This window comes from Flavobacterium sp., from assembly GCF_031363805.1.
Lineage (GTDB): Bacteria > Bacteroidota > Bacteroidia > Flavobacteriales > Flavobacteriaceae > Flavobacterium.
Window position 1 is genome coordinate 51,918 of sequence record NZ_JANLVD010000052.1, and the last position, 14,941, is coordinate 66,858.

Sequence of the window (14,941 nt, forward strand, 5' to 3'; positions counted from 1 at the left end):
GAAATTTCAAAATGAGATTTTTTATATAAATTATTGATTTTTCTATGCCAGCATAGTCACTGGATTTTCAATAAACTGTTTCAATGTTTGCAAAAATTGTGCTCCCGTTGCGCCATCCACAGTTCTATGATCGCAAGCCAAAGTTACTTTCATCGTGTTTCCAACAACTATTTGACCGTCCTTCACTATTGGTTTTTCGACAATAGCACCGACAGATAATATAGCAGAATTGGGTTGGTTAATTATAGATGTAAATTCAGTTATACCAAACATACCAAGATTTGACACTGTAAATGTGCTTCCATCCATTTCGGCAGGAGTTAATTTTTTATTTTTAGCTTTTCCAGCCAAATCACGAACACTGGCTCCAATTTGAGTCAAACTCATTTGGTCTGTAAAATTTAAAACGGGAACTACCAATCCGTCTTCTACAGCAACGGCAACTCCGATATTTACATGATGGTTAATCAACATGGCATCTTCTCTCCATTGTGAGTTTACTTGTGGATGCTTTTTTAAAGCCATAGCACAAGCTTTTACAATCATATCGTTAAAAGATACTTTGGTATCTGGAATGGTATTGATTGTTGCACGAGATTTCATCGCTTCATCCATCATGATTTCGATGGTTAAGTAAAAATGAGGTGCTGTAAATATAGATTCTGCCAAACGTTTCGCAATGGTTTTACGCATTTGCGAATTTTTAATTTCTTCTGTAAATTTTTCTCCGGCAGGAACAAATTGGGTTACAGGTTTTGGGTCTTGGGTGTTGGGCTGTGTGTCGACTGCGCTCGGCATGACAGTTGCGCTCGGTACGACAATAGCTTCCGCTTTATAATTTTCAACATCGCCTTTTACAATTCGACCATTTTCACCAGACCCTTTCACTTGAGATAAATTGATTCCTTTGTCTTCGGCTATTTTTTTAGCCAAAGGTGAAGCAAAAATTCTTTCTGAAGAATTGGAACTTGGAAGTTCGGAGTTTGAAGTTTCTGTGCTGGTTTCAGCAGCTTTTTCAGCCACTGGCGCAGCAACATTTCCACCTTTTTTATAGTTTTCTGCAATTCCAGTAATGTCTGTTCCGTCTGGACCAATAATAGCCAAAACACTATCTACAGGCGCAGTTTCTCCTTCATTAATACCAATAAACAATAAAGTTCCAGCATTGAACGATTCGAATTCCATAGTGGCTTTGTCGGTTTCAATTTCTGCAAGAATATCGCCTTCTGCTACTTTATCTCCAACTTTTTTTAACCAACTGGCAACCGTTCCATCTGTCATCGTATCAGAAAGTCTAGGCATGGTAACTACCACTACACCTTTAGGTAAAGTGGTTTCGGGTTTTGGGTTTTGGGTTGTGGGTTTTGAAACTGGATTATCAGATTTTGATTCTTCAACTTTGGTTTCTTCTGACTTTTTTTCTTCAGTTGCTGGAGCTGGACTTGTTTTTCCCTTTAATAATTCAGAAATATCTTCTCCTTCATTTCCAATAATTGCCAAAAGTGAGTCGACTGGTGCAGATTGACCTTCTTGAATGCCAATATGCAATAAAGTTCCAGCATTGAATGATTCAAATTCCATCGTGGCTTTGTCGGTTTCAATTTCGGCAAGAATATCGCCCTCAGAAATTTTATCGCCCACTTTTTTTAGCCAAGTTGCTACTGTACCTTCAGTCATTGTATCGCTCAAGCGAGGCATTGTGATTACTGTTGCCATAATTTATAATCTATGAGGAATGAATGGATAATTTTCTTGTTCGTAAACCACATCATACAATTGTTGTATTTCTGGAAAAGCAGATTCTTCAGCAAATTTTACACATTCTTCTACCAAATCTTTCACTTTTTCATCGATGGCTTCAATTTCTGCTTCGGTAGCATATTTTTTGTCCATAATTACATCTAAAACTTGTGTAATTGGATCAATTTTTTTGTATTCTTCCACTTCATCTTTCGTTCTATACAACTGGGCGTCAGACATAGAATGTCCGCGGTAGCGATACGTTTTCATTTCTAAAAATGTTGGTCCATCGCCACGACGCGCTCTGTCAATAGCTTCGTGCATGGCTTCAGCCACTTTTACAGGATTCATTCCGTCAACTGGCCCGCAAGGCATTTCATAACCCAAACCTAACTTCCAAATATCGGTATGATTGGCAGTTCTTTCGACAGAAGTTCCCATGGCATAACCATTGTTTTCAACAATAAAAACGACTGGCAATTTCCAAAGCATCGCCATATTAAAAGCTTCGTGAAGTGAACCTTGACGCGCTGCGCCATCGCCAAAATAAGTTAAAGTCACACCATCGCGACCAAAATATTTATCGGCAAAAGCCATTCCAGCACCTACAGGAATTTGAGCACCTACGATTCCGTGACCACCAAAAAAACCTTTTTCTTTAGAAAAAATATGCATCGAGCCACCCATTCCTTTGGAAGTTCCTGTAACTTTACCCAACAATTCAGCCATTACTTTTCTAGGGTCAACTCCCATTCCAATAGGCTGAACGTGATTTCTATATGCCGTTATCATTTTGTCTTTTCCGAGCTCCATTGCGTGCAAAGCACCTGCAAGAACTGCTTCTTGACCATTGTACAAGTGAAGAAATCCTCTTACTTTTTGTTGAATATATAAGGCTGCCAGCTTGTCTTCAAACTTTCTCCAAAGTAGCATGTCTTCGTACCACTTTAAGTAAACTTCTTTTGTAACTTCTTTCATTTTTTTTATTTCTAAAATGTTTTGTGCTTTACTAATTTATCTTGAATTTATCAAGACGCAAAATATTGACCTCACACAAATTTGCGAACACAAAAATAACACATTCAAATTAAGAAGAGAAATTTATGTAGTATATTTTAGCTTTTTTATAAGAAGTTTTTGTCGAATGTGAAAGGCAATAGGTTTTTAAGTGAATTTGATTTGTAAATTTCGCCCATTTCACCCATAAAATACATTTCTATTGGAAGTTCTTGTTTGAATTCATATTCTGCAATGGATTGTCTGCAAGAACCACAAGGTGGAATTGGCGTTGTATTTGAAGTTAAATCTGAAGTGGCAGAAATCGCTATTTTCAAAATTTTAGCCTCGGGATAATTGGCGCCTGCATAAAAAATAGCCACTCGTTCTGCACACAAACCTGAAGGATAGGCAGCATTTTCTTGATTTGAACCTAAAACTACTTTACCATTATCCAAAAGCAAGGCTGCACCCACTCTAAATTTTGAATACGGTGCGTACGCTTTTTTTCTTATTTCAACTGCTTGATTCATTAAGTTTTGAATGTCTGTTGGCAATTCTTCAAATGTTTCGTAAACAAAAAGTTGGGTTTGAGTAATTATTTCTTTCATTATTTTTAAGGGAAAAAAAATCCAAATCTCATGGTATTGAAATTTGGATTTTTAATTTATAAATTTATTTTTTAATATTGATCATAATCATCACCAAAATTGAAAGTCAGAGAAAAACGCAAAGTATTTTCTAAAGGACTTGGTATTTTTGATGCTGAAAATAAGTAAGAAACATCTACCGTAATTGTTGTGTACTTGAAACCAGCACCTAGTGTAAAATATTTTCTTGCGCCTTTTTGTACACTTTCGTTAAAATAACCCATTCTTAATGCAAATGAATCTTGGTACCAGTATTCAGCTCCAAGAGAATAGGTAAATTCCTTTAATTCTTCGCTAAAACCATCGGGCGCATCTCCAAAAGATTTGAATATTCCAGAAGTCCAACCTATAGATTTATAATCTTCGTTGGCCTGAGAAACCCCATTTTCGCCTGCGTCAGAAGTATCTCCATCGCCATTTAAATCTCTAGGAGTTGGAATTTGCGGTGTTGGAACCAACAGTTTAGTAAATTCTAAATTGACACCCAATTTATTATAATCGTCAAAAATAAAATCGAAGCCACCACCCAATCTCATATTAGCAGGAAGAAAATTGGCATTGTTTTCAACACCAGAATTTCCGTCGTAAGAAATTTTCGGCCCTAAATTTTGCAAATTAAAACCACCTCTGTATCGACCATTAAAACTATTAAAAGCAATTTCTGGCGATTGATAAAATCCTGCAATATCAACAGCGAAGCTATTTGCAGCAGAAGCATTGTTGCTTGCATTGGCTATTCTTAAGTTTGAACGAATGTAACGTCCAGCTACTGCCATGGAGAATTTTTCACTTAATTGTAATGAATATGATAAATCTACGGCAAGCTCATTTGGCTTTACAATTGACAGATTATTGCCTTCATTGTCTGTTAATTGAATTTCACCTAATCCGAAATATCTCAAACTCGTACCAATAGCGCTACGATCATTGATTCTGTTAAAATAATTTAATTGACCTAAAGAAATGTCATTGACCAAGTTTGTCAAATAAGGCGTATAACTGATGGCTAAACCCTGTTTTTTTAAAGAAAAGGCGTATTTAGCTGGATTGTATTGTTGCGAAAAAGCATCTGGCGAAGTAGCCACGCCATTGTCTGCCATACCTGCAGAACGGGCATCGGCAGCAATTAATAAAAATGGAACCCCTGTTGTAATAGGCCTTTCAGATTGGGCAGATACATGAACAACAAATAATGATGCGGATAGTATTAAAATTATTTTTTTCATTTAGCTTGTTTAAAATTATTCGACAAATATATATTCTTTTCTTAAAGTATTACCAATTTCTCAAACTTTTCAGTTTTATTATCCGTTAACGTTGATTTTACCGTCAATTTGTACACATAAACGCCTTTTCCTATTCTGTCTCCAAAATCGTCACGACCATCCCAAGTGATACTTCTTGATAAAAATCCGTTAGTGTTTATAGTTTCATTTTTTGTCCATACCACTTTTCCTGTTATGGTGAAAACTTGTATTTGAACTTCCAATGGCTCAAATGGCCTGTTGTGACTGAACCAAAATTCCGTATGGTTAACAAAAGGATTTGGATAATTCAGTACATTGCTCAATGTTAACGTTTCATTTCCTACGACTATAAACTGTAACTCGGAAGTGACCAAATTATTGTATACGTCCCAAGCTTTAAAAGTTAAAGTGTGCAATCCGACTGATAAATCTTTGAATTGGTATTTTAATTTTCCATTTTTATAATTGTCCAATTCGGTTTCGTAAAAGTCATTTAATACAATAGGTTTGGTTTCATCGCCATCCAAAAAAGCAATGATATCATGACCTATTCCGCTGGCAGAATTTATCCCGTTTTCATCCTCAAGAAATGCTAAAAATAGTGGAGATTGGTTGGTAATTCCGCCAAAAACGAATGTTTCGTCGTTCATATAGAGTCTGATTTTTGGAGCCACATTATCAGCCACAGCATTCTCATTTAACCCACCAATTTTTATATTAAAATCGCTACCTGTTTGGTCATTTAAAACCCCAGTTTGTTTGGCATAAAAACTCACTTTTCCAGTGCCAACAGGAAGTTTAATATCCTTAGGTACTATAAATCCAAATTCAAACTGACCATTTTTTATAGAGGCATTGCCTCGAAAAATAGTTTCTCCAAGTGTTTTGAATTGTAAAATAAAAGGAACGCCTAAATATATAAAATTATCATTGGCTAGAGTTGCTCTTTGGATTTCTTTATCATATATATTTACTGCCAAAGAACCATTGTAATTGGAAAGTAAATTATCCATTTCATCTACCACTTCTCCAGTAAGTTTGGCATAACTTAAAGCTTTTATAGGATCTACGATGGCATTAATTTGCACATCATTTATTTTGGTTAGCCTCACTTTAGGTTTTGGGATAGCCAGTTTCATGGCTGGATCACCCAAAAAAGATACTACTCCACTTGGTTGCAAAATCTTAGTTTGTCTAACTGCTTCAGCAATAGAAACATAATTGGAAGTGGTGGGGAATAATTTTTTTCCTAATTCAAGATTGAACTGTGAACCTGTTGACTGGCCAATTTGACGGGTAGTTGTTACCATAGCCACAGCACCACCAAATTCATTTCCGTAAACAAATTCTCCAGCAGAATCTCTATATGGATTGTCAAAACGGGTAAATTCGCAAGTAACGGTTACAAATACCGGATATTTGTATGGATTACTCAGTTTCAAAGCATCGGATTTTAAAAAAATACTTTCTTGAGCCAAACCTTCTTCACCGCCATGTCCAAAATAATTAACCATTAATGACCCTTGCGAAAATGAATTTACAAAATCTTCTCTTGCTTTTGGATATTTTTGTCCACCTGAAGTTGTTTCCTGAACATAGGCATCAATATGAATTTTCTTTACATTGATAATGGGTTGTTGGGCTGAAATAATATCTGCCAATTTATCCAAATCTACTTGAATTTGAAAATCACCACCTTTTCCTGTGGCAGTTGATGGATCGTCTGAAATCATAGTAATGCTATTTCTCCATTTACCATAAGATTTTTCATCATGGTAATCAAAAATTTTGGTTACCATTTTTTCAGCTTGACTTAAATTGGTCGCTAGTATTCTACCCACTGCAATATCTGGACTTCCTGAAAAACTATCTGCATTTCCTTCATTTGGATCCATAAACACAAAATAATCATCGCTTAAAGTTGTCCCTAATGACAAACTACTTAAACTTTGAAAAATAGGCACTACATTCGAATTTTTAGGAATTCTATTTTTAAAATCGAAAGAACCTTCTCCAAAAAGACATATATATTTTATTTTTTTATCTGGTACAGAGGCATTGTCATAGACATACTTGATAAAATTCCTAATGGCACCTATATCTTGTTTTCCAGAAGAAAACTCAGGATATATGCTTTCGAGTGTGACTACTTTTACATTCAATAAAGATTTTGTTCGGTGGAAATTGGCCAATCTTTCCGCTTGACTGTATAAAAATGAAGGTGTAACAATTATATAATCAATATCTTGAAAAGCACCTTGATTATTTTTAAAAATAGTTCCTTTCAAATCTTGATTGTTTACATTTGAATCTGAATCTTTTAGTGGTGTGTAAAAATCTGAATTGTCTACAGCAACAAATTTCGCAACTTGCCCCATGGTTTGTTTGAAAATGATGGATGAAAGTCCAGAATTTATTTTACTACTTACATTATATATATCTGTAATATCCCAAATTTTAGAAATTGCTGCAGCATTGCTTATTTGATATTCGCATATTCCAATATTTGTAGCTACAGCATCAACTGTAAATGGGAATTGTTTTCCATAGCCACTTAAATTGCTAGTTCCTTTCAAAGTGATATAATCTAAATATCCTAAAGCACTTGGAACACCGCCGTTATTATAATTTAATGAAATTGAAATGTCTGCGGTTGAAGATGTAAACGTAGATGAAAATGGGCTTTCATAACCAATAATATTATCACCAGTTGGGCCAATACCTACGTTTCCTACGCTCTGATTATTCGCTTTTATTGAAAATGAAGTAGGCACTACAGCAATCCCAGCCACCTTTATATTCAATAATATTGGATTGGCAACTACCAAATTGGGAAAATTAAATTGGAAAGTTTGATCGTTTTGCACATTAAATTGCTGGCCATACCATTTTCTACCCAACCGCGCAATATTTACCCTATCGGTTTCGGTGTATCTGTAAATGTCAAATGTGTTGTAAGTGACAGTTGGCGCTTGGACAGATTCTATAAAAGGTGCAATTCTTTTGCCACTGGCAGCAGATGAAGTGACATAATAATAGGAACGGTCGCTATATAAATTTCCATGGGTATCATTTTCGGCATTGTAATTGTCCAAACCTTCGGCATAAAACAAAATATAATCACCATCATTAAACACGCCATCTTGTTCGCCCACAAATTCTATGGCATTCTCTGCTAAATCAATTGGGTAAGGTACTGAGTTTATTAAGGGAATCATTCGCCCGCCGTTTCCGAAAATCTTAATGGTTTGCGGATTTACGTTTACATCAAAACCCATTTCAGACAAAAAAGATTTAGAAATTTTGTAAACTCCTGATTTTTCGACATAAAATCTTTTCCAAACGCCTGTTTTTAAAACCGAACTAATGATGGCATTTGGGGCTCTATTTTGATTTATTTTATTTGAATAATCATAGGAAAATGAGTAATTAAAACTTTTTAATCTTTTATAAATACCATTTTCATTTATTATAGGAGATAACATTAAATGGCCATAATTTTCATTTCTTGCCATAGAATTTTCAATTAAAGCATTTAAACTCGAAGGAATTGATTTTAAATCCAAATCACTAAATTTCTGTATAGCAATTTCTTCATACACCACATTTGAAATTTTCAAACTTTTTTGATCTATAAAACCAGCAACGGGGATTTTTTTTGAATATTTAATTGTTCTTTTTGTATCATCGTAACTAAAAATGTCATTTTTAAAAAAAGGAATATTTAAAGATAAATTTTCATTTATAGAATAACCACTGTCAATCCAATCAATATTAATTTGATTGTTTTCTTGAGCGGAAACAAATTGAAATAAGAACAAAATAACTAGGGAGATAATTTTTTTCATATTTTTAAATAACGCAAATTTTGTTGCATTTATTTTATCGGTAAAATTAAATCTTTTAAACAATATAAAAAAAGTTATTTCGTTATGAAACAAAGCTTAAAAACAAAATTTTAAGTTTTTTTTAATATTTACAAAAAAAGTGTTGCAGTTTAAAGGTTTCTTATTATATTGCACCACAAAATATTTACCTACTAAAAGTATGAAAGTAAACAAAATTATGATGGTAAGAGCGCTATTCTCATTGATTGTGATGATAGGATTTGCTAGTTGTAGTAAAAAATCGAGCTCAAAAAATGTTTCATCTGCAACTGGATGGAAGATAAATGACCCAAATGGTGGCTTCCAGCACAATTCCAATTTTACAAAGCAAGAAACTGCTCCAGGTCTTATTTTGGTTGAAGGCGGAACATTTACGATGGGTAAAGTTCAGGATGATGTAATGCATGATTGGAATAATACTCCAAATCAGCAACATGTTCAGACTTTTTACATGGATGAAACCGAAGTTACCAATAAAATGTATTCTGAATATCTAGATTGGACGAAAAGAGTTTTTCCTCCAACTGAAGAATCATATAAAAACATATACGAAGGTGCTTTGCCGGATACATTGGTTTGGAGAAATCGTTTAGGTTATAATGAAACGATGACTAATAACTATTTGCGTCATCCTGCTTATTCAGATTATCCAGTAGTTGGTGTAAACTGGATTCAGGCAACAGAATTTTCTGCTTGGAGAACAGATCGTGTAAACGAAGGCGTTCTTGAAAGAGAAGGTTACCTTAAAAAAGGTGCAAAAATTGTAGATGTAGATGCAAATAATACTTTTAGTACAGAATCTTATTTAGACTCTCCTTCAACAACATTCAGTGGAAATGAAGAAGTAGTTCTAAGAAAAGAAGGGCGCAAAAGCGGTTCTAAAACCAAAAAAAGTGCTAAGGTAAGCACAGACTCTACAGCAACAGCAAGTTCAGATACGAGCGGAAGCTCACTACCAGTATATGCTCAAAGAAGTTCAGGTTTAATATTGCCAGAATATAGACTTCCAACCGAAGTTGAATGGGAATATGCCGCTGCAGCGGATGTTGGAAATAGAGAGTATAATATATATAAAGGACAGAAAAAATATCCTTGGAAAGGTTCTTATACACGTTCAGGAAAAAGAGGGACAAGAGGAGACCAATTGGCCAATTTCAAACAAGGAAAAGGTGACTACGGAGGAATAGCTGGATGGTCAGATGATGGTGCAGATATTACTGGTCAAGTGAAATCATACCAACCTAATGATTTTGGTTTATATGATATGGCTGGAAACGTTGCAGAATGGGTACAAGATGTATACAGACCAATAGTTGATGATGAAGCTAATGATTTCAATTATTTCCGTGGAAATGTTTACAGTAAAAATAAAATTGGCGAAGATGGTAAAATTGTATTTGTAACCTCTGAAACTATTAAATATGATACTTTAAGCAATGGTAAAATTATAGCTAGAAACAGACCAGGAGAAATAGTTCGTGTTCCTGTTGATGAAAAGGAAACTTACTTAAGACAGAATTTTTCTCAAAGCAATCAAATTAACTATAGAGATGGTGACAAACAATCTACAAGATTTTTTGATTTTGGAGGAGCAGATGATGATCCAAAAAAAGCTAAAAAAATGTATGATTCACCACAACATAATATCTCTAAAGATTCTACAGGTAAAACTATAAAATCATTTGATAAATCTACTAAAAGAACTACACTTATTGGCGACGATGTTCGTGTTTACAAAGGTGGCTCATGGAGAGATAGAGCATATTGGTTGGATCCAGCTCAAAGAAGATACTGCCAACAAGATATTGCTACTGACTACATAGGATTTAGATGTGCTATGTCTAGAGTAGGTGCAAAAGCGGACTTGAAAAAAAGACCAAGAAATTAATAAAATTTATTTCAAATATTAAAAGCTCCCAATTTGGGGGCTTTTATTTTTTTTATTAATTTTAGACTATTAAAATAATTAGATTTTTCAACTTTAACCAATATCAAAATTTAAAAAATTAACGCATCATTTTCGAATATATAATAACAACCTAAGAATGAGAATAGAAGAAATTTATCAATGCTTTTTGCAATGCATATCTGTATCGACAGACACTAGAAACATTCAACCTAATTCATTATTTGTTGCACTAAAAGGCGAAAATTTTGATGCAAATACTTATGCAAATGAAGCTATAATTAAAGGCGCATTATTTGTGATTATTGATGATAAAAAATACTTCACAAATAAAGTCAAAATGATTTTAGTCGAAAACAGTCTAAAAACATTACAAGAATTGGCAACGTTTCATCGTCAATCATTAGGATTACAAGTAATCGCACTGACAGGGAGCAATGGAAAAACGACAACAAAGGAATTAATTCATGTCGTGCTATCGAAGAAATACAATACAAAAGCTACAATTGGAAATCTTAATAACCATATTGGAGTACCACTGACGCTTTTAACATTCAATGAAAATACGGATATTGGTATAGTTGAAATGGGAGCAAATCACCAAAAAGAAATTGAAATGCTTTGTAGTATTGCCAAACCTGATTTTGCTTACATTTCAAATTTTGGTAAAGCGCATCTTGAAGGCTTTGGTGGGATTGAAGGAGTAATAAAAGGCAAAAGCGAAATGTATGACTACATTCGAGAAAATAATAAACAAGTTTTTGTAAATCTAGACGATCCAATTCAAGCTGAGAAAACAAACACATTAAAATCAATAACTTTTGGGATCAATAAAATAGAAGCTAATTTAAACATAACTTCAATTAAAGCCGATCCTTTTGTTAGAATAAAATTTGATGATACTCAAATTACATCAAATCTAATAGGGTTGTATAATGCCAACAATATTAATGCAGCCATATGTATAGGAAATTTTTTTAAGGTATCAAACAATAATATAAAAGAAGGCATAGAAAGCTATGTGCCCGAAAATAATCGCTCACAAATGGTATCAAAAAAAACTAATAAAATAATACTTGATGCCTACAATGCTAACCCAAGCAGTATGTCACTGGCAATAGAAAATTTTATCCAGCTTAAAGAAGATGGAAAGTTAATTATAATGGGTGATATGTTTGAACTTGGATCAGAAACCAAATATGAACACCAAGAAATTATTAAATTATTAGAAAAAAATATAAGCTTTCAAAGTTACTTCGTTGGTAAATATTTTTATGAAAATAGAACAAACAATGAATATTTTAAATTTTTTGAAACTTTTGAAGATTTAAAAAAATATATTAAATATAATTTGCCTTCGAATAAGTTAATCTTAATAAAAGGTTCTAGAGGAATGGCATTGGAAAGAATAGTTGAATTTCTAGAATAATTTGTTTAACAAATTCTAGGCTTTAAACTACAGATTAGCAAATTTAATTTTTATTCAATGACCTTATTTCATGATTGGCAAGAAGAGATAAAACCTTTATTAAAAAAGTATAAAGGAAAAAAGCATCCTTTAGATTATAAGAATTTGTATCAAGTAGTTATAATGGTGATCTTATCAGCTCAAGATTCCGATGCAAATATTAATAAAATAGCGCCTTTATTATTTGAAAATTTTCCAAATATGGAAAGTTTAGCTGTTTCAAATGTTGAATCTCTGATGCAATATATTACCAAAGTTAGAAATTATGTTACAAAAGCCAATTGGATTATAGAAATTGCACGAACTCTTAAAACGGATGATAATATTCCAAAAAGCATGGAACAATTGTTGGTTTTAAAAGGCATAGGTCGAAAATCTGCCAATGTAATAATTAGGGAAGCAGGAATTAATGCTCAGGGAATATTGGTAGATTTACACGTAATTAGAGTGGCACCAAGAATTGGATTAGCCTCAGAGTCTAATGATGGTAACAAAATAGAAAAACAATTAATGCAAATTTTCACCCAAGACATTTGGGGAGAAATTGGTATGGCTATTTCTTTTTTAGGAAGAGAAATTTGCAGACCTACAAACCCAAAATGTGGTGATTGCCCAGTTAGCGCAGTTTGCTTTTATTATAATAGTAAAGCTAAATAAAATCAAAGTTTATTACCATAATTTTTGGATTGATGTGTCATAAAACACTATTTTAAATACTGTTTATTGTGAATTATAGAATATTGAAATGATATTATATAAAATAATTATTTAATTACATATTTAAATTTACAATATCGTTAAAACAATAATTATGGCTACTAATAAAAATTCTGACCCAAATAATAAAAGTCTTCAAAATTTGGATGAAAACGGACTAATCAAACTCAAACACAAAGGCGAAAATTTAAAGGAAGAAAATCATACGCTCGAAACCATTCAAAATGATGATTTGAAAGCCAATTTAAATTTGGCTCAAAATGAAGGTGATGGTTTAGATAAAATGAATGATACCAATTTATTCCAAAAAAGGAAAAAAGACATGAAAGGTGAAAGAGATAATAATGATCCCGATTTTGAACATAGTGTAGATGAGAAAGATAAAAAATAAATAATTTTATACTTTATAAACTATAGCATTTATATTCATTCCTGCTCCAACTGATGCAAAAATAATAATATCTCCTTTTTCAATTTTTTGATTTTCAATTTGATTTTTTACCAATAAATCATAAAGTGTCGGAATGGTGGCTACACTAGAATTGCCTAATTTATGAATATTCATTGGCATAATACCATCGGGCATATTTTGATCATGTAACTTATAAAAGCGCTGCACAATGGCTTCGTCCATTTTTTCATTTGCCTGATGCATCAATACTTTTTTAACACCAGAGATTGGAATTCCACTTTCTTCCAAACATGCTTTCATAGCTTTAGGAACTTCGTTTAAAGCAAATTCATATATCTTGCGACCAAACATTTTAATGTATCGAACATCGGCGTCAAGTTCTTTGTTGAAAGAATTACCAAAAAATAAATAATCAGCTTCATTGTAAGCAAAAGTTGCCGATGCGTGAGTCAAAATTCCACTATCCTCATTTGTAGCTTCAATAATAGTTGCGCCAGCACCGTCAGAATAAATCATACTGTCTCTATCGTGCGGATCTATAACTCTTGATAAAGTTTCTGCGCCAATGACCAAACATTTTTTAGCAATCCCAGATTTAATAAATGAATTTGCTTGTATGACACCTTCAATCCAGCCTGGACAACCAAAGAGTATGTCGTAAGCCACACATTTTGGATTTTTAATTTTTAATTTTTGCTTTACTCTAGCCGCCAAACTCGGTACCGCATCCGATTGAATAGCACCAAATTTCACATCGCCAAAATTGTGCGCTAAAATAATATAATCTAAAGTTTCAGGATCAATTTTGGCATCTTCAATAGCCTTTTGAGCAGCAAAAAAAGCAATATCCGAGGTCATTAAATTTTTTTCTACATAACGACGCTCTTCAATACCGGTTATTTGCTTAAATTTTTGAGCAACAACATCATTTGGAGAAGCAAATGGAGAACCATCTTCATTTAAGAATTGATTATCGGCGAAATCTAAATTGGTAACTATTTGATTTGGAATATAACTTCCTGAACCTGTTATTTTAACATTCATTTGGGATAATTTGCATTACAAAAGTATCAATAAAATCTTCTTTTTTACTTAAAATATTCATTATTTAAGTATTATTACGAAATATTCAATTAACATTATCTTAATTTATTGATAATATAAAAATTATTCATTTTGCTTGACAATTTTAATTTGAAGTATGGTAGCAATACTTAATGCCTGTGTCTTTATATTCTCTGAATTCTTTCCAAAAAAGTACTCATCAACGGTTGCATAAAAATGGTTTAACCAAATTTTAAACAGCTCGGGAGTCAAATGTTTTTTTTTGTCAATATCCAAGTGAATTTGTGTCAAATTATTGGTGTATCCACCTGTTCCTAAAATAGCTTGAGACCAAAAAGTAACTAAAATAGGCAAATGTTCCTCAATTTTTATTTTCACAACATCAGTAAAGATATAGCTTATAGATTGATCTGAAAGCAATTTTTTGTAAAATTCATCTACTAGAAAATAGAGATCTTTTTGGGTTTGAATGTCGCTCATTTTTTAGTCATAATGTCTTATAAGCCAAAAGTCGAAAGTCAAATTGGTTTTTAGAACTTTATGACATTCGACTTTAAGACTTTTGACTAATTCAAGATTCCATATAAGCCTCAATTGGCGCACAGCTACAAACCAAATTTCTATCGCCATAAGCTTCGTCAACACGACGAACAGTAGGCCAGAATTTGTTTTCAGCAATATAATTGAGTGGGAAAGCTGCTTGTTCACGAGTATATGGATAAATCCAAGCATCAGCAGTGACCATAGCCAAAGTATGTGGGGAATTTTTAAGTATATTATTTGAATCCTCAATAGTAGCTGTTTCAATTTCTTTTCGAATGGAAATCATAGCATCGCAAAAACGATCCAATTC

General features: G+C 33.0%; 12 protein-coding genes. 4 read left to right on the plus strand and 8 right to left on the minus strand.

Translation table 11 applies throughout. The features are described from left to right. Positions 1–42: 42 nt before the first annotated feature. From RMN92_RS03125 to porU, 5 genes are all read right to left on the minus strand, one after another. Positions 43–1,716, minus strand: coding sequence for a 2-oxo acid dehydrogenase subunit E2 (locus RMN92_RS03125; RefSeq protein ID WP_309608006.1), 1,674 nt, complete (start codon positions 1,714–1,716; stop codon positions 43–45). A gap of 3 nt (positions 1,717–1,719) precedes the next feature. Continuing rightward, the gene (gene pdhA / locus RMN92_RS03130) at positions 1,720–2,718 is read right to left on the minus strand and encodes a pyruvate dehydrogenase (acetyl-transferring) E1 component subunit alpha (RefSeq protein WP_309608007.1); all 999 of its coding nucleotides are present in this window, start codon (positions 2,716–2,718) and stop codon (positions 1,720–1,722) included. A gap of 146 nt (positions 2,719–2,864) precedes the next feature. Beyond that, positions 2,865–3,347 (minus strand): cytidine deaminase, encoded by a 483-nt coding sequence (gene cdd / locus RMN92_RS03135; RefSeq protein WP_309608008.1) that lies wholly within the window; start codon positions 3,345–3,347, stop codon positions 2,865–2,867. Between the two features lie 71 nt (positions 3,348–3,418). Continuing rightward, positions 3,419–4,612 carry a type IX secretion system outer membrane channel protein PorV gene (gene porV, locus RMN92_RS03140; RefSeq protein ID WP_309608009.1) on the minus strand — a complete coding sequence of 398 codons (1,194 nt, stop codon included), beginning with the start codon at positions 4,610–4,612 and terminating at the stop codon, positions 3,419–3,421. A 41-nt stretch (positions 4,613–4,653) separates the two neighbouring features. Beyond that, on the minus strand, positions 4,654–8,481 hold the full coding sequence (porU, locus tag RMN92_RS03145; protein WP_309608010.1) for a type IX secretion system sortase PorU: 3,828 nt from the start codon (positions 8,479–8,481) through the stop codon (positions 4,654–4,656). A gap of 199 nt (positions 8,482–8,680) precedes the next feature. On the opposite strand from porU, the gene gldJ reads away from it, so the two are divergent. From gldJ to RMN92_RS03165, 4 genes are all read left to right on the plus strand, one after another. Next, positions 8,681–10,408, plus strand: coding sequence for a gliding motility lipoprotein GldJ (gldJ, locus tag RMN92_RS03150; RefSeq protein ID WP_309608011.1), 1,728 nt, complete (start codon positions 8,681–8,683; stop codon positions 10,406–10,408). A gap of 157 nt (positions 10,409–10,565) precedes the next feature. Continuing rightward, positions 10,566–11,855, plus strand: coding sequence for a UDP-N-acetylmuramoyl-tripeptide--D-alanyl-D-alanine ligase (gene murF, locus RMN92_RS03155; protein ID WP_309608012.1), 1,290 nt, complete (start codon positions 10,566–10,568; stop codon positions 11,853–11,855). 57 nt (positions 11,856–11,912) lie between these two features. Next, positions 11,913–12,551: an endonuclease III gene (gene nth, locus RMN92_RS03160; protein ID WP_309608013.1), complete on the plus strand. Its 639-nt coding sequence runs from the start codon at positions 11,913–11,915 to the stop codon at positions 12,549–12,551. Between the two features lie 154 nt (positions 12,552–12,705). Further along, positions 12,706–13,002 carry a hypothetical protein gene (locus RMN92_RS03165; RefSeq protein ID WP_309608014.1) on the plus strand — a complete coding sequence of 99 codons (297 nt, stop codon included), beginning with the start codon at positions 12,706–12,708 and terminating at the stop codon, positions 13,000–13,002. A 6-nt stretch (positions 13,003–13,008) separates the two neighbouring features. Here the strand turns inward: RMN92_RS03165 and RMN92_RS03170 are convergent, their stop codons facing one another. From RMN92_RS03170 to RMN92_RS03180, 3 genes are all read right to left on the minus strand, one after another. After that, complete coding sequence (locus RMN92_RS03170) at positions 13,009–14,067, minus strand: 3-oxoacyl-ACP synthase III family protein (protein WP_309608015.1); 1,059 nt, start codon at positions 14,065–14,067, stop codon at positions 13,009–13,011. A gap of 123 nt (positions 14,068–14,190) precedes the next feature. Then, on the minus strand, positions 14,191–14,568 hold the full coding sequence (locus tag RMN92_RS03175) for a group III truncated hemoglobin (protein ID WP_309608016.1): 378 nt from the start codon (positions 14,566–14,568) through the stop codon (positions 14,191–14,193). 91 nt (positions 14,569–14,659) lie between these two features. Then, positions 14,660–14,941, minus strand: a 282-nt coding sequence (locus RMN92_RS03180; protein WP_309608017.1) for a hypothetical protein, incomplete at its 5' end; no start/stop codon positions are given.

Excerpts from the sequence above, each read along its gene's own strand:
- RMN92_RS03125 (WP_309608006.1), bottom strand. The coding sequence starts at position 1,716 with ATGGCAACAGTAATCACAATGCCTCGCTTGAGCGATACAATGACTGAA.
- pdhA (WP_309608007.1), bottom strand. The coding sequence starts at position 2,718 with ATGAAAGAAGTTACAAAAGAAGTTTACTTAAAGTGGTACGAAGACATG.
- cdd (WP_309608008.1), bottom strand. The coding sequence starts at position 3,347 with ATGAAAGAAATAATTACTCAAACCCAACTTTTTGTTTACGAAACATTT.
- porV (WP_309608009.1), bottom strand. The coding sequence starts at position 4,612 with ATGAAAAAAATAATTTTAATACTATCCGCATCATTATTTGTTGTTCAT.
- porU (WP_309608010.1), bottom strand. The coding sequence starts at position 8,481 with ATGAAAAAAATTATCTCCCTAGTTATTTTGTTCTTATTTCAATTTGTT.
- gldJ (WP_309608011.1), top strand. The coding sequence starts at position 8,681 with ATGAAAGTAAACAAAATTATGATGGTAAGAGCGCTATTCTCATTGATT.
- murF (WP_309608012.1), top strand. The coding sequence starts at position 10,566 with ATGAGAATAGAAGAAATTTATCAATGCTTTTTGCAATGCATATCTGTA.
- nth (WP_309608013.1), top strand. The coding sequence starts at position 11,913 with ATGACCTTATTTCATGATTGGCAAGAAGAGATAAAACCTTTATTAAAA.
- RMN92_RS03165 (WP_309608014.1), top strand. The coding sequence starts at position 12,706 with ATGGCTACTAATAAAAATTCTGACCCAAATAATAAAAGTCTTCAAAAT.
- RMN92_RS03170 (WP_309608015.1), bottom strand. The coding sequence starts at position 14,067 with ATGAATGTTAAAATAACAGGTTCAGGAAGTTATATTCCAAATCAAATA.
- RMN92_RS03175 (WP_309608016.1), bottom strand. The coding sequence starts at position 14,568 with ATGAGCGACATTCAAACCCAAAAAGATCTCTATTTTCTAGTAGATGAA.